Annotated in this window: 18 protein-coding genes; 12 read left to right on the top strand and 6 right to left on the bottom strand. The window is 54.9% G+C overall.

The window, feature by feature from the left end:
* Positions 1-55 precede the first annotated feature (55 nt).
* On the bottom strand, positions 56-1,996 hold the full coding sequence (iolC, locus tag N6G83_RS35810; protein ID WP_211135239.1) for a bifunctional 5-dehydro-2-deoxygluconokinase/5-dehydro-2-deoxyphosphogluconate aldolase: 1,941 nt from the start codon (positions 1,994-1,996) through the stop codon (positions 56-58).
* A gap of 594 nt (positions 1,997-2,590) precedes the next feature.
* Between iolC and iolD the strand changes: the two genes are divergently transcribed.
* From iolD to iolE, 3 genes are all read left to right on the top strand, one after another.
* Positions 2,591-4,531, top strand: a complete 1,941-nt coding sequence (gene iolD, locus N6G83_RS35815) for a 3D-(3,5/4)-trihydroxycyclohexane-1,2-dione acylhydrolase (decyclizing) (protein WP_211135237.1) — start codon at positions 2,591-2,593, stop codon at positions 4,529-4,531.
* 113 nt (positions 4,532-4,644) lie between these two features.
* On the top strand, positions 4,645-5,658 hold the full coding sequence (locus N6G83_RS35820) for a Gfo/Idh/MocA family protein (RefSeq protein WP_024527619.1): 1,014 nt from the start codon (positions 4,645-4,647) through the stop codon (positions 5,656-5,658).
* Between the two features lie 61 nt (positions 5,659-5,719).
* Positions 5,720-6,616 carry a myo-inosose-2 dehydratase gene (iolE, locus tag N6G83_RS35825; RefSeq protein WP_211135223.1) on the top strand — a complete coding sequence of 299 codons (897 nt, stop codon included), beginning with the start codon at positions 5,720-5,722 and terminating at the stop codon, positions 6,614-6,616.
* A gap of 72 nt (positions 6,617-6,688) precedes the next feature.
* Here iolE and N6G83_RS35830 read toward each other — a convergent pair whose 3' ends face one another.
* The gene (locus N6G83_RS35830; protein WP_024527616.1) at positions 6,689-7,186 is read right to left on the bottom strand and encodes a GNAT family N-acetyltransferase; all 498 of its coding nucleotides are present in this window, start codon (positions 7,184-7,186) and stop codon (positions 6,689-6,691) included.
* 387 nt (positions 7,187-7,573) lie between these two features.
* On the opposite strand from N6G83_RS35830, the gene N6G83_RS35835 reads away from it, so the two are divergent.
* Entirely contained in the window at positions 7,574-8,269 is a 696-nt protein-coding gene (locus tag N6G83_RS35835; RefSeq protein WP_211135214.1) for a pirin family protein, read from the top strand.
* A 134-nt stretch (positions 8,270-8,403) separates the two neighbouring features.
* On the top strand, positions 8,404-9,399 hold the full coding sequence (gene gntR / locus N6G83_RS35840) for a gluconate operon transcriptional repressor GntR (protein WP_074030302.1): 996 nt from the start codon (positions 8,404-8,406) through the stop codon (positions 9,397-9,399).
* 36 nt (positions 9,400-9,435) lie between these two features.
* Here the strand turns inward: gntR and N6G83_RS35845 are convergent, their stop codons facing one another.
* Complete coding sequence (locus N6G83_RS35845) at positions 9,436-9,942, bottom strand: gluconokinase (RefSeq protein WP_021807427.1); 507 nt, start codon at positions 9,940-9,942, stop codon at positions 9,436-9,438.
* Between the two features lie 307 nt (positions 9,943-10,249).
* Here N6G83_RS35845 and gntT point away from each other — a divergent pair, with 307 nt between their 5' ends.
* Positions 10,250-11,566, top strand: coding sequence for a gluconate transporter (gene gntT, locus N6G83_RS35850; protein WP_024527613.1), 1,317 nt, complete (start codon positions 10,250-10,252; stop codon positions 11,564-11,566).
* A 43-nt stretch (positions 11,567-11,609) separates the two neighbouring features.
* On the opposite strand, the gene N6G83_RS35855 is transcribed toward gntT, so the two are convergent.
* Entirely contained in the window at positions 11,610-12,203 is a 594-nt protein-coding gene (locus N6G83_RS35855; RefSeq protein WP_021181749.1) for a YhgN family NAAT transporter, read from the bottom strand.
* A gap of 328 nt (positions 12,204-12,531) precedes the next feature.
* Between N6G83_RS35855 and asd the strand changes: the two genes are divergently transcribed.
* The 6 genes from asd to glgP all read left to right on the top strand — a co-directional run bounded on the left by asd (position 12,532) and on the right by glgP (position 23,523).
* Positions 12,532-13,638 (top strand): aspartate-semialdehyde dehydrogenase, encoded by a 1,107-nt coding sequence (gene asd / locus N6G83_RS35860; RefSeq protein ID WP_065683993.1) that lies wholly within the window; start codon positions 12,532-12,534, stop codon positions 13,636-13,638.
* Positions 13,639-14,076: 438 nt separating this feature from the next.
* Positions 14,077-16,260 (top strand): 1,4-alpha-glucan branching protein GlgB, encoded by a 2,184-nt coding sequence (gene glgB / locus N6G83_RS35865; RefSeq protein ID WP_211135178.1) that lies wholly within the window; start codon positions 14,077-14,079, stop codon positions 16,258-16,260.
* Positions 16,260-18,245 carry a glycogen debranching protein GlgX gene (glgX, locus tag N6G83_RS35870; protein ID WP_211135176.1) on the top strand — a complete coding sequence of 662 codons (1,986 nt, stop codon included), beginning with the start codon at positions 16,260-16,262 and terminating at the stop codon, positions 18,243-18,245. The genes glgB and glgX overlap by 1 nt, the downstream gene beginning before the upstream one ends.
* Positions 18,246-18,257: 12 nt before the next feature.
* The gene (gene glgC / locus N6G83_RS35875) at positions 18,258-19,535 is read left to right on the top strand and encodes a glucose-1-phosphate adenylyltransferase (protein WP_024527609.1); all 1,278 of its coding nucleotides are present in this window, start codon (positions 18,258-18,260) and stop codon (positions 19,533-19,535) included.
* Between the two features lie 82 nt (positions 19,536-19,617).
* Entirely contained in the window at positions 19,618-21,051 is a 1,434-nt protein-coding gene (glgA, locus tag N6G83_RS35880) for a glycogen synthase GlgA (protein ID WP_024527608.1), read from the top strand.
* A 24-nt stretch (positions 21,052-21,075) separates the two neighbouring features.
* Positions 21,076-23,523 carry a glycogen phosphorylase gene (gene glgP, locus N6G83_RS35885; RefSeq protein ID WP_074030258.1) on the top strand — a complete coding sequence of 816 codons (2,448 nt, stop codon included), beginning with the start codon at positions 21,076-21,078 and terminating at the stop codon, positions 23,521-23,523.
* Between the two features lie 96 nt (positions 23,524-23,619).
* Here glgP and glpD read toward each other — a convergent pair whose 3' ends face one another.
* Both glpD and N6G83_RS35895 read right to left on the bottom strand, forming a co-directional pair.
* On the bottom strand, positions 23,620-25,128 hold the full coding sequence (gene glpD / locus N6G83_RS35890) for a glycerol-3-phosphate dehydrogenase (RefSeq protein ID WP_211135172.1): 1,509 nt from the start codon (positions 25,126-25,128) through the stop codon (positions 23,620-23,622).
* Between the two features lie 290 nt (positions 25,129-25,418).
* The gene (locus N6G83_RS35895) at positions 25,419-26,315 is read right to left on the bottom strand and encodes a LysR substrate-binding domain-containing protein (RefSeq protein ID WP_211135293.1); all 897 of its coding nucleotides are present in this window, start codon (positions 26,313-26,315) and stop codon (positions 25,419-25,421) included.
* Between the last annotated feature and the right edge of the window lie 30 nt (positions 26,316-26,345).

Here is a 26,345-nt window from a genome sequence, read left to right on the forward strand (position 1 = left end):
TCCCCTTAAAGCAGCGAAAATCACTTTAAGGGGTAGGTTCGTTAACAACGCCAGCTTAACTACGGCTGGTTTTACTCGCAGGCTGCGGGCGATATTGCCGCCAGAAACCGATCAGCGTCAGGTATTTCTGTTTCACCTGTTCGACCAGCCCGGCGTCATCGATCTCACCTTGTAGCCATAGGCGTGAAGAAGCGCCAAAAATGGTGCGGCCAACCGCGAAGCCTTTTACCCAGTGGGCATCTGCGGCTGCGGCGAACCCGGCTTTCAGCGTTTCCTGTGGGGAGTCTAGCCCGAGGATTAGCACCCCGCGGCAGAATGGGTCGTGAGTTTCAATCAATTCCCCCACTTTTTGCCAGTTGGCGGCACTAAGCGGCGGCAGTTTCCACCAGTCTGGCAGAACGCCCAAGCGGTAGAAATGTTCCATCACCTGCAGATAGTTGCGCTCGTCTTTGTCGGCATGACCTTCAGGCAAAATGACTTCCAGCAACAGCTCATGGCCCGATTTGCAGCAGCCACGATATACGTCAACGATCTGCTCATCCTGCTCACGGCGCAGCGCTTCGGCGTCCTGTGGATGATAAAATACCAGGCATTTGACCACGTGTTCTTGGGGCCAATCGATCAGCTGTGAGCCAATGTTGCCGTGCTCCAACCGCAAGGGGCGGGAGCTTGGCAACTCCACCGGGCGGCCAATCCACCAGCCCTGGCCAGTAATGGCATTCAACGCCGCTTGGCCGTAGGTAGTATCTGCCAGAATGCCGCTGTTGCCGTGTAACCCCGCTTCGGCAGCTGCAGCCTGTGCGGCGGCCAACAACAACGTTTTTAACTGTGGGAGCCGCTCTGTACTCACTCCCGCCTCACGCGCCATCTCTGCCAGCTGTTTGCGGTGATCAAAAGCAAATACGCACAGTTCAGGCCATTGCTGTTTGCGCGTGGTAACGCGGTGCAGATGGTTCAGCCGGGCATCCAGATCAGGGCGTTTCACCTCTTGTTCGCGTTGCAGGTAATCGTCCAGCTCCAGCTTGGTCGGCATTGCGGGGGCGCAGCCGTGGCGTGACACCACCAACGCGCCGCAGGCATTGGCGTAACGACAGGCCTGGTCCCAACCCTCATCATTAAGATATCCGCGTAGCAGGCCAGACATAAAGGCATCACCCGCACCGAGCACGTTCAAAACGTCAACGCGCACGCCAGAATGCAGTTTGACTTGCTGCCAATCTGTGGGGATATCCCCTTCAAATACTGAACACCCCTGCGCCCCTCGCTTGCACACCAACGTGGCCTGGGTGACCTTACGGACGTTTTGCAGCGCGACCAGCGTATCGGTACTGCCGCCAGCAATATGGAACTCTTCTTCAGTCCCCACGATGAGATTGAAATGGTGCAGAACTTCCTGCAACTCGCGGGTCACCTTTTCCGATTCGATAAAGCGGGTCTCGCCATCGCCTAACGAGGTCAACCCCCACAGCACTGGCCGATAATCGATATCCAATGCGGTACGCAGCCCGTGTCGGTGGGCGTACTCCAATGCTTTGAGCACCGCTGCGCGCGTTTTGGGGTGGGAAAGGTGGGTGCCGGTGATTGCTAAAGCCCGTGATGAAGCGATGTAGTTTTCATCGATATCTTCGGGGGTCAGCGCCATGTCGGCACAGTTTTCACGGTAGAAAATCAGCGGGAAGGTTTCCTGATCCTTGATGCCCAGGATCACCAGGCCGGTCAGGCGCTGTTTATCGGTGATCAGGCTCTGTGTGTCCGCGCCGACGCGCTGGAGTTCTTCACGCAGAAAGCGGCCCATGTGCTCATCCCCTACGCGAGCCAGCATGCCGGATTTTAGCCCTTGGATCGCGGTGCCATAGGCCACGTTGCCGGAGGAGCCGCCAAGATATTTGGAGAATGAGCTGGCATCTTCCAGACGTGCACCGATTTGTTGAGCATAGAAATCGACAGCGATGCGCCCGAGGCAAATGACATCAAGCTGCTTTTGTTGTGTGGCCATACCCGTTTCCTTCTGTCATTAAGCAAAACCGATTGCGACCCGGTAAAGGAGCTAAGTAGGAAGCATAGTTCGAAGTATGAGGAATAAAAATTTCAATTTCAATATGAAATGAAACTTACACCCCGAAAATGTGATGCATTTAAAAGCAACCTACATCGGGTAGTCTGCCGACGTGACACATTATTATTGATAGAACAATCCCTTGCTGAAGTTGGCTACGCAACTGAGTGCGACCTTGATGGCTGCTGGTTCGATTGTCGAGTGGCCGCATAGAACGAAAGATAGCCATGAATACTTTTTAATTAATTGATTGAATTATATAGACAATTTAAACCTTGGTGGTTCGGTATTATGCGATCTTTATCGCAAAATGAAATGTTTTTTCTGTATTGATATTTTATGAAAAATATATTTGTTTATAATCAATGTACGTTTCAAACTGCCTATTGCATGAGCAGTGTGTAACAACCCAGACAAGATTATCACTGCTTTTATGTAACGAAAGTCAGCGCTACGCCACCGTATACGCTTGCCTGCTCGCAAACCACCACCTGCAGCAGGCTTGGGATAACGCCAAAAGAAAGGGTGAGTAAAATGGGTAAGATCAAGTTGACCATGGCACAGGCATTGGTCAGATTTCTCGACAACCAGTACCTGCTGGTAGACGGTGTCGAAACCAAATTCGTAAAGGGTATCTTCGCCATTTTCGGCCACGGTAACGTACTCGGCCTGGGGCAGGCTCTGGAGCAAGACTGTGGCGATCTGGTGGTGCATCAGGGGCGCAATGAACAGGGAATGGCGCATGCTGCTACCGGGTTTGCCAAGCAGAAGTTGCGCCAGCAGATCTATGCCTGTACTTCTTCCATCGGCCCCGGCGCGGCTAATATGATCACCGCTGCGGCCACTGCCACGGCTAACCGCATTCCTCTACTGCTGCTGCCGGGCGATGTGTACGCCTCTCGCCAGCCCGATCCGGTATTGCAGCAGATCGAACAATCCTACGATTTAAGCATCAGCACCAACGACGCATTTCGCGCCGTCAGTAAATATTGGGATCGCATTGTGCGCCCGGAACAGCTGATGAGCGCCTGTATTAATGCCATGCGCGTGCTGACCGATCCGGCAGAAACCGGTGCCGTCACGCTATGCCTCCCGCAGGACGTACAGGGCGAAGCCTACGATTATCCAGACTATTTCTTCCACAAACGGCTGCATCGCCTTGAGCGCCGTCCGGCCAGCCAAGAATCGCTGGCAGATGCTTTGGCGTTGTTGGTGGGTAAACGCAAGCCGTTGATAATCTGCGGTGGCGGGGTGAAGTATTCGCAGGCTGGGCAGGCGTTGCAGCAGTTTGCTGAACGCTTCCATATTCCGTTTGCAGAAACTCAGGCAGGTAAAGGTACGGTGCTTTCTGCCCATCCGTATAACGTGGGTGGCATTGGTGAAACCGGCTGTCTGGCGGCCAACACGCTGGCGAAGCAGGCAGATCTGGTGATCGGCATCGGTACCCGTTACAGCGATTTTACCACCTCGTCCAAATGGCTATTCCAAAATCCGGATGTGGAATTCCTTAACATCAACGTCAGCGCGTTTGATGCCGGCAAGCTGGACGGCCTGCAACTCTTGGCGGATGCCCGTACCGCGCTAGCCTCTCTCAGCCCGTTGTTGGCTCAGGCGGATTATCGTGCCGATTGGCAAGACGCTATCAGCAAGGCGCTGGGCGAACAGCAAAAAGAGACCGAGCGTGTCTATCAAGTGACCTATACCGGCGAAAGCTTTGTGCCGGAAATCGACGATAGCCTCGATCGTGAACAGGTGTTTGCCGAGTTTATCGAAAAAACCGACTCCGTATTAACCCAAAGCCGAGTGCTGGGGGTGCTGAATGAGCATTTACCGCAGGACAGCGTCATCGTTGCCGCTGCTGGCAGTTTGCCAGGCGATCTGCAGCGTGTCTGGCAAAACCGGGGTGAGCACGGCTATCACGTCGAATACGGCTACTCCTGTATGGGTTATGAAGTTAACGCCGCGTTAGGCGTCAAGCTTGCGGAGCCACAACGCGAAATTTACGCCATGGTAGGGGATGGGGCGTTCATGATGCTGCATTCTGAGCTGGTCACCTCGATCCAGGAAGGTTGCAAGATCAACGTGGTGCTGTTCGATAACATGACCAACGGCTGTATCAACAACCTGCAGATAGAGCACGGCATGGGGAGCTATACCACCGAGTTCCGCTTCCGTAATCCGCAAGGCGGCAAACTGGATGGCAAGCTCGTTCCGGTCAACTTTGCGATGTTGGCAGCGGCCTATGGTTGCAAAACCTACAGCATAACTACCGAACAACAGCTGATCGAAGCGCTGGCAGATGCCCGCAAGCAACAGGTTTCTACCCTGCTGGATATCAAAGTGCTGCCAAAAACCATGGTGCACAAATATCTCAGTTGGTGGCGCGTGGGCGGTGCCCAGGTGGCCGAAAGTGAAAAAATTATCGCCGTCGCCCGCAAGCTGCAAGAGAACATCGATAAGGCCCGCGACTACTGATAACGCAATGCCTTGGCAATCGTAGGTGCGGCGGAGAACGCCGCGCTCACATAAACAATCGGATCTACCTCAGACCTTGCGTCTGCCGTTTACAGTCCATGAGGATAACGAAAATGACATTGAACATTGGGGTTATTGGTACCGGCGCTATCGGTAGGGATCATATTCGCCGTTGTAGCCAGGTGTTGCAGGGTAGCCGCGTGGTTGCGGTGAATGACATCAATCGAGACAGTGCGGCCAAGGTGGTCAGTGAACTGAAACTGGACGCCAAGGTTTATGACAATGCCCACGATCTGATCAACTCTTCAGACGTACAGGCGGTGCTGGTCACGTCATGGGGGCCGAGCCATGAAGAGTTTGTGCTGGCCGCCATTGCCGCAGGCAAACCGGTATTTTGCGAGAAACCGCTGGCGGTTACGGCACAGGGCTGCAAGAACATCGTGGATGCCGAAGCCAAGCACGGCAAACGCCTGGTACAGGTGGGCTTTATGCGTCCTTACGATCAGGGTTACCGGGCGCTGAAACAGGTGCTGACCAGCGGTCAGATCGGCGAGCCGCTGATGCTGCACTGTGCCCACCGCAACCCAAGGGTCGGTGAAGCCTACACCACGGATATGGCCATAACTGATACGCTCATTCACGAGTTAGACGTCCTGCGTTGGCTGCTGGACGATGATTACGTTTCGGTACAGGTGGTGTTCCCACGCAAGAGCAGCAAAGCCTTGCCACATTTGAGAGACCCGCAAATTGTGCTGATGGAAACGGCCAAGGGCGCCCGTATTGACGTCGAAATCTTTGTTAACTGCCAGTACGGCTACGACATTCAGTGTGAGGTGGTGGGGGAAACCGGCATCGCCAAGCTGCCAGAACCTTCTGCGGTGCAAATGCGCAGCGGTGCCAAACTGTCCACCGAGATCCTGGTCGACTGGAAAGACCGCTTTATCGGTGCTTATGACGTTGAGCTGCAAGCCTTTATCAATGACGTCCAGGCCGGCAAGCTCACCGGGCCTTCTGCTTGGGATGGCTTTGCGGCTGCGGTGGCGGCAGATGCCTGTATCGCCGCGCAGAACAGCGGTGAAGTGGTGCCAGTGACCTTGCCCGCTCGCCCTGGCTTCTATGGCAAATAACTTTCCAGGCCACGCCGGTGGGAAAGATAGCCGGTAAGTGCCTATATGACTGAGGCTGAAAATGAACAAAGACCACGTAAAGCTGGCAATCGCCCCGATTGGTTGGACGAATGACGATATGCCTGAGTTAGGGGATGAGAACACGTTCCAGCAGTGCGTCAGCGAAATGGCGCTGGCCGGGTTCACCGGCAGCGAAGTAGGCAGTAAATACCCGCGCGATCCCAAGGTGCTGAAACCGATGCTGGACATCCGCGGGATCCAGATCTGTAATGCCTGGTTCAGCACGTTCTTTGCCGATGGGCTGAAGGAAAAGACCATCGATGAGTTTGTTAACCACATGAATTTCCTGCATGCGATGGGGGCCAAAGTGATTGGCTGCTCCGAGCAGAGCAAGAGCATTCAGGGTACCACCAAGGCGGTATTTGAAGAGAAACCCTATTTTAGCGATGAAGAGTGGCAGCGGGTGGCGCAGGGATATAACGAGCTGGCGAAAATTGCCGCCGGGAAGGGGATGCAGGTCTGCCTGCACCATCATATGGGCACGGGTATCCAGACCACCGAAGAGATAGACCGCTATATGAGCATGGTGAACGACGATGTTTACCTGCTGTTTGATACCGGGCATGCCTATTACTCCGAAGGCAGCCAACAGGCAATGCTGGCAATCCTGGAGAAATACCTGCCGCGCATCAACCATGTGCACCTGAAAGACGTGCGTGACGAGGTGGTGGCAGAGGTTAAGGCCAAGCACCTGAGCTTCCTGGACGGGGTGAAAAAAGGCACCTTTACCGTGCCGGGGGATGGCGTGATCGATTTCCGGCCGGTATTCAAGCTGTTGGATGCGCGTGGCTATAAGGGATGGATGGTGGTGGAAGCAGAGCAGGATCCGGCGTTGGCCAACCCTTTTGAATACGCAGTGAAAGCACGCCGTTATATTCGCGAAACGGCCGGGCTTTAAGTCAGTTATTGGTTTGCAGAGTCTAACGGGTGGGGCGTTGGTATGAGCGCCCCACCTTCAAAGCAGTTCTGATTACGAGGTTTTAAACCGGGCCATATGATAGGCATCCACTAACTCGCCATCGCGCATGGCAAAGCGGCGGCTGGTGCCTTCAATCTCAAAACCGAACTTACGATACAGCGCTATGGCACCCTGATTGTCGGTGTACACCGTGAGCTCAATGCGCTCAATACCGGCCCAGTTGTCGCAGATATCGATCATCGCCTTCATCAGCGCGCTGCCAACGCCTTTGCCGTGATATCCGGCATCCACGCTAATGCCAATAGTGGCCACATGGCGGCGGCGTACCCGCTGGTTGAGTTCCACGAACAGCTGCCCCACCACGCGATCGTCAATGCAGGCCACCATGTTGTAGGTTCCGGGCTGCACGTTAGCAATCCGCTGCTGCCACATGGCTTTTGACGGTAGCGGTAGTTGTAGCGTGTCACGGTAAACGGCCGGGTGGGAATATAGCTGGTGTAAGGCTTCAGCATCGTTACTTTCCACGTGACGAACTACAATCTCGCTCATTCTTTCCTCTCTTTCGCGTTTACCGTTTGAATAACCTCCCAAATTATCCGTTTACTCCCCTGAGTCAATATAATTTCCCATTGGTCAAAAAAACGCTTTACAGGTGCGAATGATAATGATTATTATTGTCATGCGTTCAGAGAGAGTATCAACCTTTGATACTGTTTGCTGAAGGCACGACATTGCTCACATTGCTTCCAGTGTTTACTTAGCCAGCTCGGGTGCTGGCTTTTTTTTTGCCCAAATTCAGCGGCTAACCCATCCCACAAACCCTTTGCTACTGGCTGCCAAACTCCACCTAATTTTTTGAACAGAGGGGTGAGATTTTTGCGCTTTCATATTCCTCCGTCAGGTCTAGACTGTAGAAAACGTTGAGGAGAGTTGAATATGATTTATTTACGTAAGGCACAAGATCGCGGTCATGCCAATCATGGTTGGCTCGACAGCTGGCATACTTTCTCATTTGCTGACTATTACGATCCCGACTTTATGGGGTTCTCGGCGCTGCGGGTGATCAACGAAGATGTGATTGATGCAGGCCAGGGGTTTGGTACCCATCCCCATAAAGACATGGAAATCCTGACCTACGTGCTGAGTGGTACGGTGGAGCATCAGGACAGCATGGGCAACAAAGAACAGATCAATGCTGGTGAGTTCCAGATTATGAGTGCAGGGACCGGTGTGCGTCACTCCGAGTACAATGCCAATAGCGATCGGCCATTGCATCTCTACCAGATCTGGATTATTCCGGATCAGGTTGGGCTGGAGCCACGTTATGAGCAACGGATGTTTGATGCGCCTCAGGGCCGCCAGTTGGTGCTGTCGCCAGACGCCCGTGAAGGCTCGCTGAAGGTGTTCCAGGATATGACTTTGTCTCGCTGGGCGCTGAAGAAAGACGAGCAATCGGTTTATCCAATCCAGGCTGAACGCCGCGTTTGGATCCAGGTGGTGCATGGCAATGTCTCTATCAATGGCCACAAAGCGGATGTTAGCGATGCTTTTGCCATCTGGGATGAGACAGCGCTATCTATCCATGCCGATGAAGACAGCGAGATTTTACTGTTCGATTTGCCGCCGGTGTGATGACAGAGTAATAGCGAGGGCTCGGTGCTATACCGGGCCTTTTTTGCATCTGCTGGCCGGATAACCAACAATATCGGAAAGGCGTTTTATTTGCTAAAATGGCCGCCCATTCACGGTTAGCCAGTTCAGTGATAATGAAGAAAAAACGGCCGGTGCTTCAAGATGTTGCAGATCAGGTTGGCGTCACCAAAATGACGGTGAGCCGCTATTTGCGCAATCCCGATCAGGTTTCTGCCGCTTTACAGCAAAAAATTGCGGTAGCGCTGGACGAACTTGGCTACATTCCCAATCGCGCCCCGGATATCCTTTCCAATGCGACCAGCCGGGCGATCGGCGTGTTGCTGCCGTCGCTGACCAACCAGGTATTTGCCGAAGTGTTGCGAGGTATCGAAAGCGTTACCGATGCACACAACTATCAAACCATGCTGGCGCACTACGGCTATCTGCCGGAGCGTGAAGAAGAGCGTCTGACATCGCTGTTTTCTTATAACATCGATGGGCTGATCCTGTCCGAACGACACCATACCGCACGTACCCTGAAGATGATTGAAGTTGCAGGCATCCCGGTGGTGGAATTGATGGACTGTGTCTCACCCTGTATCGATCTGGCGGTCGGGTTCAACAACTTTGAAGCGGCCCGCCAAATGACCCAGCAGATCATCGCTCGCGGTCATCGTCATGTGGTGTACTTTGGCGCGCGTCAGGATGAACGCACCATTATCAAACAGCAGGGCTACGAACAGGCCATGCGTGAGTCTGGTCTTGAAGCCTACAGCATCATGACCGCACGTTCTTCTTCCTATTCGGCCGGTGGTGAAATGTTGCGCGAGGCACAGCGCGATTATCCGCTGGTTGACAGTATCTTTTGTACCAACGATGACCTGGCGATCGGCGCGGCATTCGAGTGTCAGCGCCAGGGGTTATCTATCCCGCAGGATATGGCGATTGCCGGTTTCCACGGCCACGATATCGGCCAGGTGATGGTGCCAAAACTGGCGAGCGTATTGACACCGCGTGAGCATATGGGCCAGCTCGCCGCTGAGCGCCTGTTGGCACGGCTGCGTGGAGAAGTTGTTTCCCCACGTATGATAGACGTGGGTTTCACCGTGGCACCCGGTGGCAGCATCTGAACCTGGGCGCGACAGCCAGCGCCCAGCACGGTTGGCTTATTGCTTCAGCGCTGCGACACAGCGGCCAACTACGCCTTCAACGTCGGTATCAATATCCACGCAGATCACATCTTTTTCGTCGGCCCCAGGCTCTTCTAATGCTTCAAACTGACTTTTTAGCAGCTCGGTGGGCATAAAGTGCCCGGAACGGGCTTGCAGACGGGCCAGGATCGTCTCAAAGCTGCCTTTCAGGTAGATAAACACCATATTGTCATTATCTTTGCGAAGCAGATCGCGGTAGCGGCGCTTTAGCGCCGAGCAGACAATAATCCCGCTTTCGTTCTTGTGATTAAGGCTGTACGCAGCGTCGTTGAGGCGCTGAAGCCAGGGGGCGCGATCCTCGTCATTCAAGGGTTGGCCGCTGGCCATCTTCTGGATATTGGCGCGTGGATGCAGATCGTCGCCATCAATGAATTTAGCCTTGATTTCCCGTGCTACCGCCGCGCCAATCGTGGATTTGCCGCTGCCGGAGACGCCCATCAGGATGATGCTTTTTCCCGCCATAAGTTTGATCTCTATCTCAGAATGCGAATTTTGCTGGGTTACCTGGTTTCGGATCTTACCATGTTACCGGTATCATGATACGGGTAACAAATGGAGATGTGATTGTCATCACACAGCATAGAACAGGGAACATGCTTGTCGTTTTCATGTCGCCACGTGGCGGGCTGCAATCTGCATCCATTGGCTATACCACTGTACTCAGCTGCCTACTTAGACCACCAGGATAGGGTCGTACAATAAAACAAAGCACCTTCTTTCGCTGCCATTGCGTAAAGAGGCCAAGTGATAAAAGGGTTGGAGAAAAATTATGCCACTAGTGATTGTTGCCATCGGCGTAGCGATGCTGCTGCTGCTGATGATCCGCTTTAAGCTGAACGGCTTTATCTCGTTGATTCTGGTCGCTCTGGCGGTTGGTATCATGCAGGGAATGCCGGTAGACAAAGTGATTGGTTCCATCAAGGCCGGCGTGGGCGGAACGTTGGGTGGTCTGGCGCTGATCATGGGCTTTGGTGCCATGCTCGGTAAGCTGCTGGCGGACTGTGGCGGTGCACAGCGGATTGCTACCACGCTGATCGACAAGTTCGGCAAACAGCATATCCAATGGGCCATCGTGCTGACCGGTTTTACCGTCGGTTTTGCTCTGTTCTACGAAGTGGGCTTCGTGCTGTTACTGCCTTTGGTGTTTACCATTGCAGCCTCTGCACGTATCCCGTTGCTGTATGTCGGTGTACCTATGGCTGCGGCGCTGTCCGTTACCCACGGTTTCCTGCCGCCACACCCTGGCCCAACGGCCATTGCTACCATTTTCCATGCGGACATGGGGAAAACCCTGCTGTATGGTACCTTGCTGGCAATCCCAACCGTGATCCTGGCAGGCCCGGTGTATGCCCGCTTCCTGAAAGGTATCGATAAGCCGGTTCCGGTTGGTTTATATAACCCAAAAACCTTTACCGAAGAAGAGATGCCAGGGTTTGGCGTTAGCGTAGCGACTGCACTGGTGCCGGTGATCCTGATGGCGTTGCGTGCCGTGGCGGAAATGGTGTTGCCTAAAGGCCATCCGTTCCTGTCTTACGCCGAGTTCTTTGGTGACCCGGTAATGGCAACGCTGATCGCAGTGCTGATTGCCATCTTTACCTTCGGCCTGAACCGTGGCCGCACCATGGACGAAGTGATGGGCACCGTCAGTGACTCCATCAAAATCATCGCCATGATGCTGTTAATCATCGGCGGTGGCGGGGCGTTCAAACAGGTGCTGGTAGACAGCGGCATTGAGCAATACATTGCTGGCATCATGCATGGCAGCAACGTGTCACCGATCCTGATGGCCTGGTCAATTGCCGCAGTGCTGCGTATTGCACTGGGTTCCGCGACCGTAGCGGCGATCACCGCCGGGGGCATTGTGGCTCCGCTGATTGCCACCACCGGGGCTAGCCCGGAGCTGATGGTTATCGCCGTCGGTTCAGGCAGCGTGATTTTCTCTCACGTTAACGATCCGGGCTTCTGGTTGTTCAAGGAGTATTTCAACCTGACCATTATGGAAACCATCAAGTCCTGGTCGGCGTTGGAAACCATCATTTCAGTGTGTGGCCTGATTGGCTGCCTGCTGTTGGCGATGGTGGTTTAAGTCCTAACGGTGGGGCGCAGCAATCTCTGCTGCGCCCTGGCTGTTAAAGGTTCAGATAGGCCCGAACGCCGTCCAGGAACATCTGGGTGGATAGCATCACCAGAATCAACCCCATCAGCCGTTCCAGTGCACTCACCCCTTTGCTCCCCAGTAACCGCAGGAACACGTTCGACATCAGCAGGATCGCCGCCGACAATCCCCAGGCAATCAGCAAGGCCACTACCAGATGTGAAATCTGGTTGGGGTACTGGTGTGAAAGCAACATCAAGGTTGCCAGAATCGACGGCCCGGCGACTAACGGAATGGCGAGCGGCACCAGGAAAGGCTCCTCTCCGGCGGAAAGATCGCTACCGCTGCCCTCCTGAGAAGGGAAAATCATCTTGATGGCGATCAGGAACAGGATAATCCCGCCGGAGATCGACACGGTTTCGGTGCGCAGGTTAAGGAACGCCAAAATATGCTCGCCCGCGAACAGGAAGATCAGCATCAATACCAAAGCTATCAGTAACTCGCGGATCACCACCGCCCGGCGACGGCGCGGTTCCAGGTGTTTCAGCACTGACATGAAAATCGGCAGGTTACCCAGCGGATCCATAATTAAAAACAGCAACACCGTTGCCGCAATCATTTCTGTCATTTAAGGCCTCAAAATCAGAAAAAACGACCGATATCTACCCTATGAATTTCAAGCTGCAGCTAGGCGACAAGCTTACTCATCCCCAGGAGCTTACGTTCAGTAAGTGACTGGGGTGAGTAAGTGCAGGTAACAACGCTGCAGCTTGAAAGACGACGGGTATAAGCGGCGTTGCTGAGAATTGTTTGTTCATCGAATAAATTCACTTTGCGCTCGCGCCGACTTTTTGTAAGGTGGGTAGATATTGCACACAACATATAACTTAACTCTATCTCATATCCTTCCTGAAAGGGTATAGAGCATAGTCATCCTCCAAGGCAGGACAGTAAATATGAAAAACGTTGGTTTCATTGGTTGGCGTGGTATGGTCGGCTCGGTTCTCATGCAGCGCATGACTGAAGAGCGCGATTTTGACGCCATTCGCCCGGTCTTTTTCTCCACTTCACAGCTCGGTGCTGCCGCCCCGGCTTTCGGTGGTCAGCAGCAAGGCACGCTGCAAGATGCGTATGATGTCGAAGCATTAAGCGCTCTCGATATTATTATTACCTGCCAGGGCGGCGATTACACCAATGAAATCTATCCAAAGCTGCGGGCTACCGGCTGGCAGGGCTATTGGATCGATGCGGCCTCTTCTCTGCGTATGAAAGACGATGCGATTATCATCCTCGACCCGGTCAACCATGCGGTGATCCAGGAAGGGCTGAACAAAGGCATCAAGACCTTTGTTGGCGGTAACTGCACCGTCAGCCTGATGCTGATGTCGCTGGGCGGTCTGTTTGCCAACGACTTGGTGGAGTGGGCCTCTGTTGCCACCTATCAGGCTGCCTCTGGCGGCGGTGCGCGCCATATGCGTGAGCTGTTGACTCAGATGGGCATGCTGCATGCGGATGTGGCGAAGGAGTTGCAGGACCCGGCCTCGGCGATCCTGGACATCGAGCGTAAAGTCACGGAGGCCACCCGTTCCGGTAAGCTGCCAACCGATAACTTTGGCGTTCCTCTGGCGGGCAGCCTGATCCCTTGGATCGACAAGCAATTGGATAACGGCCAAAGCCGCGAAGAGTGGAAAGGCCAGGCGGAAACCAACAAGATCCTCAGCACGTCAAGCATCATCCCGGTTGATGGTTTGTGTGTGCGCGTCGGCGCTCTGCGCTGCCACAGCCAGGCATTTACCCTGAAGCTGAAGAAAGACATCCCGCTGCCGGAAATCGAGCAACTGTTGGCCACGCATAACGACTGGGTACGGGTGATCCCTAACGACCGCGAACTGACCATGCGTGAGCTGACGCCTGCTGCCGTAACCGGTACTTTGAACACGCCGGTTGGCCGTCTGCGCAAGCTGAATATGGGGCCGGAATACCTCTCCGCCTTCACCGTTGGCGATCAGCTGTTGTGGGGCGCGGCCGAACCGCTGCGTCGCATGCTGCGTATCCTGCTGTAACCCTGAACTGAACTTCCTGAGGGCTGATCTCTTTCAGCCCTCCAATGCCCTGTTTTCCACGTTTCTGGTCTCGATTGCTGTAGCAGTAAAGGCGATGTAGGCAAGGTGACGTCATGCCTGTCGTATATCAGACGCAGCCAGCGAAGGTTGCCCGCTCCGCCGGTTTTCCGGCTAAAAATTTTCCTTGGTAATGTCACCGTGTTTTTAGCAGACATGGCTATGCTTATTAGGTGGATGAAAAGTTTTCCATCAATGGTGAAAATTCGCCTGAAAAATAAGCATAAAGAGCGAAACTGCGAGCATGAAGGCGATCGATTAATCAATAACCGACTGAAATCACGCTTTAGGTAGCAAATGAATTGTATGATAGGTGCAACGGCTGCTTTTTGTTCAGCGTAGCCTTTTAAAAGTCATGCTCTTAATCAAAGGAAGAATGCTATGCCTGTACTTCCCGAACGTGACGTGATCAATCAGCTCATCTCCGGTCACTATGCCGATCCCTTTTCCTTGCTCGGCATGCATGTAACCGAAAACGGCCTACAGATTTGTGCGCTGTTGCCGGATGCGGGCACCGTGTGGCTGGTAGAGAGTAAAACCGGTAACCGTCTGGTTCAGCTCAATTGCGATGACGCTCGTGGTTTTTTCAGCGCTCTCGTACCGCGTCGTAAAACCCCTTTCCGCTATCAGCTTGAAGTCAGCTGGCGCGACCATCAACAACTGCTTGAAGACCCATACCGTTTTGGCACCCTGCTGCAGGATATTGACAGCTGGCTGCTGGCCGAGGGCACCCATCTGCGGCCTTATGAGCGGCTGGGGGCGCATCCTGGCTCGTTGGATAATGTGGATGGGGTCAGCTTTGCCGTTTGGGCGCCGAATGCCCAGCGCGTGTCGGTAGTGGGGGAGTTCAACTTTTGGGATGGACGGCGTCATCCCATGCGCCTGCGTAGAGAGAACGGGATTTGGGAGCTGTTTTTACCGGGCGTGAAGGCCGGGCAGCTGTATAAATACGAGATTATCGATTGTTACGGCAACGTGCAGCTGAAAGCCGATCCTTATGCTTTTGAAGCGCAGATGCGGCCCGAAACGGCTTCGTTAATCACACCGCTGCCTGCGGTGGTGGAAAACACACCGGAAAGGCAGCGGGCCAATGACTTTGACCGTCCGATTTCCATCTATGAAGTTCATCTGGGTTCCTGGCGTCGCCATACCGACAGTAATTTCTGGCTCAGCTACCAAGAGCTGGCCGAGCAACTGATCCCCTACGTTAAATATATGGGCTTCACCCATATTGAACTGTTGCCGATCAACGAACATCCGTTCGACGGTAGTTGGGGCTATCAGCCGTTGGGAATGTATGCGCCAACCCGTCGTTTTGGTACGCCAGCGGAGTTCAAGGCTTTTGTCGCTGCGGCTCATGATGCCGGGATCAACGTGATCCTGGATTGGGTGCCGGGGCATTTCCCCAGCGATGCCCATGGTCTGGCCAACTTCGACGGCACCGCGCTGTATGAATATGCCGATCCTCGCGAAGGCTTCCATCAGGACTGGAACACGCTGATCTACAACTATGGCCGCCACGAGGTGCGTAACTACCTGGCGGGCAATGCGTTTTACTGGCTGGAGCGGTTTGGTATCGACGCCTTGCGCGTCGATGCGGTGGCGTCGATGATTTACCGTGATTACAGCCGTGCCGACGGTGAGTGGGTGCCGAACTACTATGGCGGCAATGAGAACCTGGAAGCGATCTCCTTCCTGCGTTACACCAACCAGACGCTGGGTAAAGAGCGGCCAGGCGCGGTGACGCTGGCGGAAGAATCCACCGACTATCCGGGGGTTACGCTGCCGCCGGATGCCAACGGCTTAGGTTTCCACTACAAGTGGGATCTTGGCTGGATGCATGACACGCTGGATTATATGAAGTGCGATCCGGTGCACCGTAAATACCATCACAACCTGATGACCTTCGGCATGCTCTACGCCTATACCGAAAACTTCGTGCTGCCGATCTCGCACGACGAAGTGGTGCATGGCAAAGGCTCCGTGCTGGATCGGATGCCGGGGGATGCCTGGCAGAAATTCGCCAACCTGCGGGCCTATTATGGCTTTATGTGGGCGCACCCGGGCAAAAAACTGCTGTTTATGGGCAGCGAATTTGCTCAAGGGCGTGAGTGGAATTTCGATACCAGCCTGGACTGGCATCTGCTGGATGGACTGGACGGTTGGCACCACGGCGTGCAACGGCTGGTACGCGATCTCAACCACTGCTATCAGGAGAATGCGCCGCTGTATGAGCGCGATTATCGCCCAGACGGCTTTGAGTGGCTGGTGGTCGACGATCACGACAACTCGGTATTTGCTTTCGCACGCTATGACTCTCAGGGCAATGAGCTGATAGCCATCAGCAACTTTACCCCGGTGCCGCGCCCCCATTACCGCATCGGCATTGCGCGCGCTGGCGAATATCAGGAAATCCTCAATACCGATTCACACCATTATCACGGCAGCAACGCGGGTAATCAGGGGCGGGTGATTTCGCAGCCTATCGGCAGCCACGGTCGTGAACATTCGATCAGCGTGATGGTGCCACCGCTGGCAACGGTTTATCTACGGCGGGAGGCTTGATGGTAGAGCTGACGCCGGGTCTTGCCGCGCCTTTAGGGGCTTATTACGACGGTAATGGCATCAACTTTACCCTGTTTTCTGCGCATGCCACGCAGGTTGAGCTATGCCTGTTCGATGCGCAATATCGTGAAACACGCCTGCCGTTGCCTGCCCGCAGCGGTGATATCTGGCATGGATATCTGCCAGGGGGCGAGTTGGGGCAACGTTATGGTTATCGGGTGCATGGCCCGTTTGAGCCTCATCTTGGGTTGCGTTTTAACGCTAACAAGCTGTTGCTCGATCCGGCGGCGCGGGCAGTCGAAGGGCCGGTTGCCGACCATGTGAATTTGCACGGGGGATACGATCAACCGGACCAGCAAGACAGCGCCCAACTGATGCCCAAATGTGTAGTGATCGACGAAAGCTACGATTGGCAAGACGATCGCCCGCCAGCCATCCCTTGGGGCAAAACGGTGATCTACGAAGCCCACGTCCGGGGGCTGACGTTAACGCACCCGGAGATCCCGGACGTATTGCGTGGCAGCTTTGCCGCTCTTGGCCACCCGGCGATGATTGCCTACTTCAAGCGGTTGGGGATCACTGCGCTCGAGCTTTTGCCGGTGCAGCAGCACACCACGGAGCCGCGTTTGCAGCGCCTGGGGCTGATCAATTACTGGGGATACAACGTGCTGGCTCCTTTCGCGCCAGACAACCGTTACAGCAGTTTGAGCACCGGGACGACGCCGCTTCGTGAGCTCCGTGATGCGGTGAAAGCACTGCACCGGGCGGGGATCGAAGTGATCCTGGACGTGGTGTTCAACCACAGTGCAGAGCTGGATGTGGATGGGCCAACGTTGTCGCTGCGTGGTATTGATAACCCCAGTTACTACTGGCTAACCCCTGATGGTGGCTACGATAACCTCACCGGCTGTGGCAATACGCTGCGGTTGGATCAGCCAGCGGGCGTGGCGTGGGTGATGGATTGCCTGCGCTTTTGGGTTCGGGAGTGCCATGTCGACGGTTTCCGCTTCGATCTTGGCACCGTGTTAGGCCGTACACCGGCGTTTGACCGCGATGCACCGCTGTTTCAGGCGATGCTGGCGGACGATACGCTGGGGCGCTGCAAACTGATCGCCGAGCCCTGGGACATTGGTCCGGGGGGCTATCAGGTTGGCGCGTTTCCAGGCCGTTTTGCTGAGTGGAATGACCATTTCCGTGACGATATCCGCCGTTTCTGGCTGTGGGGGGATCTGTCACTGGGTCAGTTTGCCCAGCGTTTTGCTGCCTCCAGCGAGGTATTCAACCAACGTGGGCGTGCGCCTTATGTCAGCATCAATATGCTGACGGCCCACGACGGCTTTACCTTGCAGGACGTAGTGAGTTTCAAGGAGAAACATAACCAGCCTAACGGAGAGGGAAACCGTGATGGCAGCGACCAAAACTTTAGCTGTAACCACGGAGTTGAAGGCCTGATTGCCGACGAAACCGTTTTGCAACGCCGCCAGGCCAGCCAGCGAGCACTGCTTGCCACGCTGCTTCTGGCACAGGGGACACCGATGCTGCTGGCCGGTGATGAGCACGGAAATAGCCAGCAAGGCAACAACAATGCTTACTGTCAGGATAACGCAACCACCTGGCTCGATTGGGCCAATGCGGATGAGTCACTGACCGCATACACCGCCGCGCTGATCCGCTTGCGCCAGCAAATTCCTGCTTTGCAGGCAGACCGCTGGTGGCAGGAGGGAGACGGCAGCGTGCAGTGGTTAAACGCGCAGGGGCAGCCGCTCAGTGCGCAACAGTGGGAACAGGGCGATCGCTGCTTGCAGATCCGCCTGTCGCAACGCTGGCTGATGGTGATCAACGCCACCCAGCAGACCGTTGAGATGACGTTACCCGAGGGTGATTGGCAGGTTGTCGCCCCCTTCACTCAGGAAGATTCGCGGGCGGTTTTACCCGCCTGGTGCCAGGTTGCGCATTCGCTTTGCGTGCTGGTAGAGAAAAATTAAAAGGAGTCAGTTATGGTTAAGCACGAAAATAAAGACCCTCTGATGTTGGCGCGCCAGTTGCCGAATAAATCCGTTGCCCTGATATTGGCAGGCGGCCGTGGCTCGCGTTTGAAAGATTTAACCTCTACCCGCGCCAAGCCAGCCGTTCACTTCGGTGGCAAGTACCGCATCATCGATTTTGCCATGTCCAACTGCCTGAACTCAGGGATCCGCCGTATGGGGGTGATCACTCAGTATCATTCCCATACGTTGGTGCAGCATATTCAGCGGGGCTGGTCGTTCCTCAACGAAGAGATGAACGAGTTTGTCGATCTGCTGCCTGCCCAGCAGCGTCTGAGCACCGAACACTGGTACAAAGGCACCGCGGATGCGGTCTACCAGAACCTGGACATCATTCGCCGCTATGAAGCGGAATACGTGGTGATCCTGGCGGGCGACCATATTTATAAAATGGACTACTCGCGCATGCTGATCGACCACGTCGAGAAAGGGGCGCAGTGCACGGTGGCCTGTATTCCGGTACCGCGCAAGGAAGCCAGCGAGTTTGGCGTGATGAAGGTGGACGATAATGACCTGATCCTCGAATTCCTGGAGAAGCCAGCCAATCCGCCAGCCATGCCTGGCAACCCGGAGATGTCACTGGCCAGCATGGGCATCTATATTTTCAACGCCAGCTACCTCTTCCAACTGCTGGAAGAGGATATGTCGACCCCTGGCTCCACCCACGATTTCGGTAAGGATCTGATCCCCAAAATTACCGCGCAGGGTGCTGCCTGGGCGCATCCGTTTACTCTTTCCTGTGTGGGATGTGGTCCGAATCTACCGCCGTATTGGCGTGATGTCGGGACCTTGGAAGCCTACTGGCGCGCCAACCTCGATCTGGCTTCGGTAACGCCTGAGCTGGATATGTACGACCGTTCCTGGCCGATCCGCACCTATATGGAGCCACTGCCACCGGCCAAATTTGTGCAAGACCGTTCCGGCAGCCATGGTATGACCATGAACTCGCTGGTGGCCGGTGGGTGCATTGTCTCCGGTTCGGTGGTGGTGCATTCGGTGCTGTTCTCGAAGGTGCGGGTGAACTCCTTCTGCACTATCGACTCTTCTGTATTACTGCCCGATGTCAACGTTGGCCGCTCCTGCCGCCTGCGCCGCTGCATTATCGATCGCGCCTGCCATATTCCCGAAGGCATGGTGATTGGTGAAAACGCCGAGGAAGACAGCAAGCGTTTTTACCGTTCGGAAGAGGGCATCGTGCTGGTGACGCGCGAAATGTTGGCAAAACTGTAGCCATTCTGGCCGGAACCTTGGGCGTGGCAAGCCGCGCCCCTTATCTCCGTAAAGACGTTTTTACCGAATTTCAGGAGTAATAATGCAGGTTTTACACGTATGTTCCGAGATGTTCCCACTGCTTAAAACCGGCGGGCTTGCAGACGTGGTTGGCGCATTACCGACGGCGCAGATTGCCGCAGGAGCTGATGTTCGGGTGCTATTACCGGCTTTTCCTGACGTGCGCAACGGTATCCCGGACACGGTACTGGTTGCCGAGATCGACTCTTTTGCCGGGCGCGTAGGCCTGCGTTATGGCACCTATCATGGCGTAGGCGTTTACCTGATCGATGCCCCCTGGCTGTACGACCGGCCGGGCAGCCCGTACCACGATCAGTCGATGTATGCCTATCCGGACAACCACCGCCGTTTTGCCTTGCTGGGCTGGATGGCCTGCGAGCTGGCGAAGGGGCTGGATCATTACTGGCGGCCAAAACTGGTCCATGCTCACGACTGGCATGCCGGCTTGGCCTGCGCTTATCTGGCGGCGAATGGCCACCCGGCACGCTCGATCTTCACCGTACACAATCTGGCCTATCAGGGGCTATTCTCCGCCCACCATATGGCGGAGCTGTGGTTGCCATCGTCATTCTTGAATATCTATGGCCTGGAGTTTTACGGCCAGATGTCTTTCCTGAAAGCAGGCCTGTACTACGCCGACCATATCACCGCCGTCAGCCCGACCTATGCACGTGAAATTACCCAGCCGGAGTTTGGTTACGGGATGGAAGGGTTGCTCCAGGAGCGGCAGCGGCAGGGGAGATTGAGCGGCATTCTCAACGGTGTTGATGACAAGATTTGGGACCCGTCACACGATGCGCGCCTCGCGGCACGCTATGACGCCGACAGCTTGAAAAACAAGGCCAAGAACAAGGTTCATCTGCAAAAAGCCATGGGGCTGCAGGTGGATGAATCGTTGCCACTGTTTGCAGTGGTCAGTCGTTTGACCAACCAGAAAGGGTTGGATCTGGTGCTGGAGGCTCTGCCAGCGTTGCTGGAACAAGGGGGGCAGTTGGTGCTGCTGGGAGCGGGGGACGCGGTATTGCAGCAGGCTTTCCTGGCCGCGGCGGCCGATTATCCGGAACAGGTCGGCGTGCAGATTGGCTACCACGATGCCTTCTCCCACCGCATTATCGGCGGGGCGGACGTGATCCTGGTGCCCAGCCGCTTTGAGCCTTGCGGGTTAACACAGCTTTATGGCCTGAAATATGGCACGTTGCCGCTGGTGCGCCGCACCGGCGGGTTGGCAGATACGGTGGTGGACTGTGCGCTGGAGAATCTGGCCGACGGCACTGCCAGCGGGTTTGTATTTGATGATTGTGATGCCGTTGCCCTGGGCAATGCCATTCGGCGTGCTCTGGTGCTGTGGAGCCGGCCGAGACATTGGCATCACGTACAACGCCATGCCATGAGTCTGGATTTTGGCTGGCAAGTCGCGGCAAAGGAATATCTGTCGCTTTATCAACGCTTGTTGTAATCACGTACTTGGGATTGAATTACTATGACTTCACCGTTTAGTTACACCTCACCCACGGTCAGTGTCGAAGCGCTGAAACATTCCATCGCCTATAAACTGATGTTTATTGTCGGTAAGGATCCGGCTATCGCCACCCAGCACGACTGGCTTAATGCCGTGCTGTTTGCGGTGCGCGACAGGATGGTGGAACGTTGGTTGCGATCCAATCGCGCCCAGCTTTCACAAGATGTCCGGCAGGTGTATTACCTGTCGATGGAGTTTCTGCTTGGCCGTACGCTGTCGAATGCGCTGTTATCGATGGGGATTTACCAGGATATTGAGGACGCACTCGATGAAATGGGTCTGAACCTGAGTGAGCTGCTTGAGGAAGAGAACGATCCTGGCTTGGGCAATGGCGGCCTGGGGCGTTTGGCTGCCTGTTTCCTGGATTCCTTGGCCACGCTGGCGCTGCCTGGCCGGGGCTACGGTATTCGCTATGAATATGGCATGTTCAAGCAGAACATCGTCGATGGCCAACAGATGGAGTCGCCGGATTATTGGCTGGAATACGGCAACCCGTGGGAATTCCCGCGCCATAATACCCGCTATAAAGTGCGTTTTGGTGGCCGCGTTCAGCAGGAAGGGGCGAAGGCCCGCTGGGTGGAAACCGAAGAGATTATCGCTATCGCCTACGATCAGGTGATCCCGGGCTTTGATACCGATGCCACCAACACGCTGCGTTTGTGGAGCGCTCAGGCCAGTAATGAAATCAACCTGGGTAAGTTCAACCAGGGGGATTATTTTGCCGCAGTGGAAGATAAAAACCACTCCGAGAACGTTTCGCGCGTGCTCTATCCCGATGACTCCACCTATTCCGGGCGTGAACTGCGCCTGCGGCAGGAGTATTTCCTGGTTTCAGCCACTACCCAGGACATCCTCAACCGCCATTGGACGATGCACAAAACCTTCGACAATCTGGCCGACAAGATTGCCATCCACCTCAATGATACTCACCCGGTGTTGTCGATCCCTGAGCTGATGCACCTGCTGATTGATGAGCACAAATTCAGCTGGCTGGATGCCTGGGAAGTGGTGGAAAAAGTGTTCTCCTATACCAACCACACCTTGATGAGCGAAGCGCTGGAAACCTGGCCGGTTGATATGCTGGGCAAAATACTGCCACGCCACCTGCAACTGATCTTCGAAATCAACGACCATTTCCTCAAGCAGGTACAGCAAGTGGTACCGGGCGATGATCAATTGCTGGCACGGGTCTCCATCATTGATGAAACCAACGGGCGCAGAGTGCGTATGGCGTGGTTGGCTGTGGTCGCCAGCCATAAGGTGAATGGCGTCTCGGCACTGCACTCCGAACTGATGGTACAGTCCCTGTTTGCCGATTTTGCTCGCGTATTCCCCGATCGCTTCTGCAATAAAACCAACGGGGTCACGCCGCGTCGCTGGCTGGGGTTGGCTAACCGGCCGCTGTCCAAAGTGCTGGATGACAGTATTGGTCATCACTGGCGTACCGATCTCAGCCAGCTTGGCGAAATCAAAGCGAATGCGGATTACCCGAGCTTCTTGCAGGCCGTACAGGCTGCCAAACGGCAGAATAAAGAGCGGCTAGCGGGGTATATCGCGAAAAAGCTCAACGTGGTGGTGAACCCCGACGCGTTGTTCGACGTGCAAATCAAACGGATCCACGAATATAAGCGGCAATTGCTGAACGTATTACATGTGATCACGCGTTATAACCGTCTGTTGCAGGATCCTGATGCCAAACGCGTACCGCGCGTGGTGATCTTCGCGGGTAAAGCGGCTTCGGCCTACTATGCCGCCAAACAGATCATCCGTTTGATCAATGACGTAGCGAAGGTGATCAACAACGATCCGCGAGTGCATGATGATTTGAAGGTGGTGTTTATCCCTAACTACGGGGTAAGCCTGGCCCAGATGATCATTCCGGCGGCCGATCTTTCCGAGCAGATCTCGCTGGCGGGGACAGAGGCTTCGGGCACCAGTAATATGAAGTTTGCTCTCAACGGTGCCTTGACCATTGGTACGCTGGACGGGGCCAACGTCGAAATGCTGGAACATGTGGGTGAAGAGAACATCTTTATCTTTGGCAATACCGCCGATCAGGTGGAAGCGCTGCGCCGAGATGGGTATAACCCACGTCAGTATTACGAGCAGGATGAAGAGTTGCATCTGGCTTTGACGCAGATCGCTACCGGGGTGTTCAGCCCTGAAGAGCCCAAGCGCTACAGCAGCCTGTTCGATTCACTGGTCAATCTTGGCGACCACTATCAGCTGTTGGCCGATTACCGCAGCTATGTGGATACGCAGGATAAGGTGGATGAGGTGTATCTCAATCAGGACGACTGGACCAGGCGTGCGATACTCAATATCGCCAACATGGGCTACTTCTCTTCCGACCGCACGATCCAGGAGTACGCGGACGAGATCTGGAATATCAAACCGATAAAGCTGTAATAGCCAAGGGCCGGATCACCGGCCCTTGAATTTAACTTGTTGCGTCCCGTATGCCGTAGGGGCGCTGCATGCTGCGCCCGCCTACTCACACCTCAATCAAGACGCCAATGACAACGCTTTTGGTTTGGCATTTTCTGCCAGCCAGGTTTTCACCCGCGCCTGCTGTTCTTCGCTGAGCCACATCCCCAGTTTGGTACGACGCCACAGGGCATCATCCAGCTCGACAACCCACTCTTTCTCAACCAGATAGCGCAGTTCAGCTTCGTAAAGGTCATGGCCGAAGTCTTCACCCAAATCGCTCAGGCTATTGGCATTGGCCAGGATTATTTCGCTGTGGCTACCATAAGTACGGGCGTAACGGCGCGCCAGGGACTCTGTCATCCAACCGTGCTGACGGCGCAGTTTAGCAGCATAGCTATCGCGATCGCCGTCAATATTGCCCCCCGGCAGGGAACCGTTTTTGGTCCACGCCGGGCCACAGCCAGGATAGTAGTGAGCCAACTTCTCCATCGCGTGCTCGGCCAGCTTGCGGTAGGTGGTGAGTTTGCCACCGAATACGGAAAGCAGTGGGGCTTTGCCCTGCTCGTCATGTACATCCAGCGTATAGTCGCGAGTTACGGCCTGCGGTGAGTCAGATTCATCATCACACAGCGGGCGCACGCCAGAGTAGGTCCAGACGATATCGTCACGGCCCAGCTGTTTTTTGAAGTGGTCGTTATATACCTTCAGCAGGTAGTCAATTTCGTTATCGTCGATCTTCACGTCTTTCGGATCGCCGTGGTATTCCACGTCGGTGGTGCCAATGATGGAGAACTCGTCCAGCCACGGAATGACAAACACGATACGGTGGTCTTCGTTCTGCAAGATATAAGACTGTGGCTGGTTATGTGCCCGAGGTACCACGATATGGCTGCCTTTGATCAGGCGGATACCGTAAGGAGACTTGAGCTTCAGGCCATCGTCGAAGAAATGTTTTACCCATGGGCCGGTGGCGTTCACCAGGCCTTTGGCGCGCCAGGTAAAGGTTTTGCCGCTGTCGACGTCGATGGCTTCCACCATCCACAGCCCATTTTCGCGCCAGGCGCGGGTCACTTTGGTGCGGGTGCGCACTTCGCCACCGCGTTCGGCCACGGCTTGGGCATTCAGTACGACCAGGCGCGCATCGTCTACCCAACAATCAGAATATTCGAAACCGCGCTTTAAGTCTGGCTTCAGGACGGACTCTGGTCCAAAGCGCAAACCTTTACTGCCTGGCAGGCTGGTGCGTTTGCCCAAATGATCGTACAGGAACAGGCCGATACGGATCATCCAGGCCGGGCGCAGATGAGGCTGGTGCGGCAGGCGGAAACGCATTGGGAAGGCGATATGCGGTGCCAGTTTCAGCAGCACTTCACGTTCGGCCAGCGCTTCGCTGACCAGACGAAACTCGTAGTGTTCCAGGTAGCGCAGGCCACCGTGGATCAGTTTTGAACTGGCGGAAGACGTAGCACAGGCCAAGTCTTGCGCTTCCAGTAGCAGTACGGACAGCCCACGCCCGGCTGCATCGGCTGCGATGCCGGCTCCGTTGATACCACCACCGATAACGATCAAGTCTTTGGTTTCCACGTTAACTTCCTCCTGGTGTTCGAAATAGCTCTTTTATGTTCGTTTTCGCTCATTATTGTAATCGGAAACCAACAAGCAAGCCAAGAGTTAACCAAACAAAAACATTCTTGCGTGATAGAGGTAACAGTTTGGTGATAGTAGGTATACAAATTGAAGGGATATTTGACGCCGTTTCGCTTAGCTGCATCCGCCGCAAACCCATGCCCATTGCGGGCGTGGATATAAGGAAGTTTTTGAGTTAGGTGACGAAGCGACTGGGATGGGGAGGGGGGCGAACATAAATATGGGCATTATTTCAATCCTGACAACGCCTCCTCCATTAACTGGCCAAGCATTGCCCGCGCAGTGAGATTCTCACCGTCGGTCTTGGTCTGCTCAAGTGTGATCCCCAGATTTCCGAGTGTTGGCAGGAGGTTGCCCGCTATGCGCAGATCTCCTGGCATGCCTAGGTGCGTGCGCACGGTCAGGCCAAACCCGGCCTTTACCGCAGCCCAGATACCGCTCAGGCTGTGGCTGACAAACATTACCCTCCAGGGGATCCCTGCATGATCCAGGCTGGTAGTAGCACGCGAGCGCATTAGGCACGGGTTTTCAAACATCACCAGTGGTAGCGGCTCACCCTTTGCCAGCAAAGCAGGAAGATCCAGGTCCGGATGGTAAATCCACTCTAGCTGGCGTTCGCCTAACCGTCGGCCTTCGCTTATCTGTGCATCTGGCTGCCACATGAGTGCCATATCGACCGTTTTATCGACTAATGCGGTTTGCAGCGCACGTTGACGGTCAACCCTGGCGATGATCTTCAGCTCTGGATGATGGCGTCTGAACTGGCCGAGGATCCCAGGCATCAGTGATTCACCAAAATCCTCCTGCATACCAATGCTGATCTCCCCCTTTAACAATTCTCCTTTCAGAGCACGCTGTGTTTCATCGTTTAGCTCAAGCATGCGCCGCGCATAACCCATCAGCATTTCACCCTGAGGGGTCAGTTCCAGATGGCGCCCTTTTTTCATCACCAATGTCGCGTTGCACTGCATTTCCAGCTTTTTTAACTGGGCGCTGACGGCAGAAGTGGAGCGGGACAGGCGTGTTGCCGCCAGCGCAAAGCTGCCACATTCAATGCCGGTAACAAAGCTGCGTAGTGCATCCAGATCCAGCGCGGGTAAAAGCTTCTTCATTATCATCCTTATATTCAGGATGGTTGGTCCTGATTAATTCGA

The organism is Serratia sp. PL7, from assembly GCF_945957435.1.